The sequence below is a fragment of the uncultured Maritalea sp. genome, from assembly GCF_937139385.1.
Taxonomy (GTDB): domain Bacteria; phylum Pseudomonadota; class Alphaproteobacteria; order Rhizobiales; family Devosiaceae; genus Maritalea; species Maritalea porphyrae_A.
Map to the genome: position 1 here is coordinate 1 of NZ_CAKZPW010000248.1, position 4,133 is coordinate 4,133.

The 4,133-nt window shown below is 49.5% G+C and carries 4 protein-coding genes; 2 read left to right on the plus strand and 2 right to left on the minus strand.

The genetic code is table 11. The features are described from left to right. Positions 1-575: hypothetical protein (locus Q0231_RS10305; RefSeq protein ID WP_299347608.1), on the plus strand; the 575-nt coding region annotated here is incomplete at its 5' end. On the opposite strand, the gene gltA is transcribed toward Q0231_RS10305, so the two are convergent. Next, positions 576-1,865: a citrate synthase gene (gene gltA / locus Q0231_RS10310; RefSeq protein ID WP_269394181.1), complete on the minus strand. Its 1,290-nt coding sequence runs from the start codon at positions 1,863-1,865 to the stop codon at positions 576-578. 155 nt (positions 1,866-2,020) lie between these two features. After that, positions 2,021-3,439 carry a glutamate--tRNA ligase gene (gene gltX, locus Q0231_RS10315; protein WP_299347609.1) on the minus strand — a complete coding sequence of 473 codons (1,419 nt, stop codon included), beginning with the start codon at positions 3,437-3,439 and terminating at the stop codon, positions 2,021-2,023. A gap of 134 nt (positions 3,440-3,573) precedes the next feature. On the opposite strand from gltX, the gene Q0231_RS10320 reads away from it, so the two are divergent. After that, a partial coding sequence (locus Q0231_RS10320) for a hypothetical protein (protein ID WP_299347610.1) occupies positions 3,574-4,133 on the plus strand: 560 nt, incomplete at its 3' end.

Sequence of the window (4,133 nt, forward strand, 5' to 3'; positions counted from 1 at the left end):
AATCAGGCTTTTTGTTATTGCCCGGTAGCCGAGACGGTGAAATAAATCGCAATTTGAACGAAATGACGTTGGCGCGCAAATGGGTGCAACAAGCGCACCCAAACCTAAACCAAACCCTTGCAGCGGCTCCGGGGCGGATGAATTTGGTCAAACGGCTATTGCAAGACACTGACATCCAAATTGGCGAAGGTCGGGAGAAATTCAAACAGTTTGTCGCCGGGGCTCATGCAGCCATTGCCGTTTCTGGGACAGTAACGCTGGAACTTGGTTTTGCCGGTGTGCCCCATGTGACGACTTATTTGGCGGAAGCCAAGCAGATCAAAAACTATGAAGCGAACGGTAGGCCATTGATCAACTTGAATAATATTATTGTTGGTCGCAAATTCGTGCCCGAAGTAATTGGCGAGCGCGCACTTGGTGCCGAAATACTGCAAGAGACCCAGAACCTGTTGGATAGCGACAAGCAAATGAATCTACAGCGTGAGGGCTTTGAAGAGATGCGAGCGAAAATGCAAAACGGGGAGCCAGAAGCCCCCCGTCAAAATGTTGCAGATCGTATCTTGTCGCTGGTTTAACTAGCGCTGTGAGATGTCCACATAGTCGCGTGATGTCGCCCCAGTATAGAGCTGGCGTGGACGACCGATTTTCTGCTTTGGATCTTCGATCATTTCTGCCCACTGTGATGTCCAGCCAACAGTCCGTGCCAAAGCAAAGATTGCTGTAAACATTTCAGTTGGGAAACCAATAGCGTCCAAAATGATGCCTGAATAGAAATCAACGTTTGGATAGAGTTTCTTCTCGATGAAGTACTCGTCTTCCAAGGCGATCCGTTCAAGTTCTTGAGCCACTTGCAGGGTTGGGTTGTTTTCAACACCTAGTTCAGCAAGAACTTCTTTGGCAGTTTGCTGCATCACAGTCGCGCGTGGGTCAAAGTTTTTGTAAACGCGGTGACCAAAGCCCATCAAACGGAATGGGTCAGATTTGTCCTTTGCGCGTGCCACAAACTCTGGAATGCGATCAACTGTGCCAATTTCACGTAGCATCTGCAAGCAAGCTTCGTTGGCGCCACCATGTGCTGGGCCCCAAAGCGATGCAACACCTGCAGCGATACATGCGAATGGGTTCGCGTGTGAAGAGCCTGCAAGGCGCACTGTTGAAGTAGATGCGTTTTGCTCGTGATCGGCATGAAGCGTGAAAATGCGATCCATTGCTTTAGCGATGGTCGGTGACACGACATATTCTTCTGCGGGAACTGCAAAGCACATGCGCAAGAAGTTGGATGCATAATCCTCATCGTTGCGCGGATAAACAAACGGCTGGCCGATTGAGTATTTATAAGCCCATGCGACGATTGTTGGGATTTTGGCGATCAAACGGTGCGACGCAATTGTGCGCTGCTCTGGATCGGTAATGTCAGTTGAATCGTGGTAGAAAGCGGACATTGCGCCCACAGCACCACAAACAATTGCCATCGGGTGCGCATCACGACGGAAGCCCTCAAAGAACTTTACCATTTGCTGATGCAACATGGTGTGGCGCGTTACTGTGTTTGAAAATTCATCAAACTCAGCTTTTGATGGCAATTCGCCTTTCAAAAGCAAATAAGCAACTTCCAAGAAGCTTGATTTATCAGCGAGTTGCTCAATTGGATAGCCACGATACAACAATGTACCTTTGCCACCATCGATATATGTAATTGCTGATTCAGTTGAGCCGGTTGATGTGTAACCAGGGTCAAATGTGAAATGCCCAGTTTTGGCATATAGGGAGCGGATATCAATAACGTCAGGACCTACTGATCCTGAAATTATGGGGAATTCATAGCTTGTGCCATCAATTTCTAATTTTGCAATCCGATCGGTCATTAAGAGGCCTCCTTCAAGATTTCAAAAAATAGACTCAGCAAATCGTCCCCACAAACGTTAGCATCGTCGCACCTGCAAATCAGGTTGTGCATGAGGTATCGGATTTGGCGCAAAACCGCAAGCGGTGAACGCAAATCCGACCCCAATATGCGTGTTTATACCGCAGTTGTTTCGCTCAATCGTGACAAACTTTCTTCTTTGCCCAACAGAAGCAAGACATCAAAACAACCAGGAGATGCATTTTTGGCGGTAACGGCTGCCCTAAGCGGTTGAGCTACCTTGCCAAATTTGAGTTCTTTTTGTTCAGCAAAAGCCCGCAAAGCTTGGTCAATTCCATCATGTGACCAGTCGTTTATCCCTTCTAACGCGGGTTGTAATTCGCGCAAAATTTCCAGAGATTCGCCCTCAATTGCGGCTTTTGCTTTGTCTTCAAATTGAAGTGGGCGCGAAGGGTAAATAAATTCGGCAGACTTAACCAATTCAACAATGGTTTTGGCGCGTGTTTTAAGGGCGGGCAGGGCCGCGATAACCGTTTCTTTGTTGGCTTTTAGGCCCGCGAGTGATGTTTGATCTTCCAATTCTTCGGCCAAAGACAGCATCAATTCATACAAGCGGGAATCATCACACGCCTTAATATAGTGCGCGTTCATGTTTTCCAGCTTGGCAAAATCTATCCGGCTGGCGCCTTTGTTTAGGCCCGCGAATGAAAACCATTCGATAAATTGCGCTGAGGAGAAGATCTCATCGTCGCCATGCGCCCAACCAAGACGGGCGAAATAATTGCGGATTGTTTCTGGCAAATAACCCATTCGGCGATAGTCTTCTACGCCCAATGCACCGTGGCGTTTGGAGAGTTTTGCCCCGTCTGGACCGTGAATGAGTGGGGTGTGCGCCATCACCGGTATTTCCCAGCCCATGGCGTTGAAAATTGTGATCTGCCGGGCCGAGTTTACCAAATGGTCGTCGCCTCGCATGATGTGGGTCACGCCCATATCGTGGTCATCCACCACAACCGCCAATAAATATGTTGGGGTGCCGTCGGAACGCAGAATTACAAAATCATCCAGGTTTTCGGCCTTGAAAGTGACATCACCTTGCACTTTATCATGAACGACAATTTCGCCGGTGGTCGGCGCTTTGATGCGCACAACAAACGGCGCGCCAGCCGGCGCGTCGCTTTCAGGCCGATCACGCCAACGCCGATCATAAACCATTGGGCGGCCTTCGGCTTTTGCCTTTTCGCGCATTGTTGTTAGCTCTTCAGGCGTCGCATAGCATTTGTAGGCTTTGCCCTCAGCCAAAAGCTGCATCGCAACTTCGGTATGCCGGTCGATGTTTTTGGACTGATAAACAGGTTCGCCCGCGTAATCTAACCCCAACCAGTCCATGCCCGAAATGATGGCGGCGATGGCTTCGTCGGTTGAACGTTCGTGATCCGTATCTTCGATGCGCAACAGCATGTCGCCACCCATGGATTTGGCAAGGGCCCAGTTAAAAAGGGCGGTACGTGCATTGCCAATATGCAGGAAGCCAGTTGGAGACGGCGCAAACCGGGTGATCACTTTATCTGTCATGTGGACGTTCTCAAATTTGTCGAATTGATGGACTGTTGGTCGCCGATCCGTTTTGCGATTTTAAGCGCAAAGCTGGCGGAAATTTCTCGCATGTGTAACATAAGCGCAATATTGCGCAAGATGGGGCCGAGCAGATGGCCGCTTTCGACAGCGAAACGATACTTAAGAAGAATACTCAACCGCCTTCATTCAAGGGCGATCCCATTGTCGTGCGCAACAATAATGGCCCGTCTAGCCGAGGCGTTCAGCGCTTTCGTGTGGACTACAAAAGTGCCATCGCAGATGCATTTTATCATCGCCAATTTGTTGTGCTTATTCCCTTTGCCCTGATCACCGGTATTTCGCTCTATCGACATATTTGGGTTGAGCCGAACTTGTTAGCGGTTGGTGCCGTGCTGTTTGTGCTGGGTACTTTTTTTTGCTGGCAGCGTTTTAGACAAAACCAAGCGCGGATGCTGGCATTGGTCTTGGCGGTTTGGTTTGGCTTTTCATTGATCACCTTTGCCGCAAGTTGGGCGGGCACAAAGCTTTTGTCCTATCCTATTGCCGTGCAAAACCTGAGCGGTGAAGTCATTGAACGATCGGTGGGCGGCGAGGGGCAATTGCGGTTGTTGATTGGCGATTTGGCGGGGGATGACAAGCTTGACGGTGTGCGGCGGTTGCGCCTGACCATCCGAGCAAAACACTTAAACCT

Coding starts and splice junctions, on each gene's coding strand:
- gltX (WP_299347609.1), bottom strand. CDS start 3,439: ATGACAGATAAAGTGATCACCCGGTTTGCGCCGTCTCCAACTGGCTTC.
- gltA (WP_269394181.1), bottom strand. CDS start 1,865: ATGACCGATCGGATTGCAAAATTAGAAATTGATGGCACAAGCTATGAA.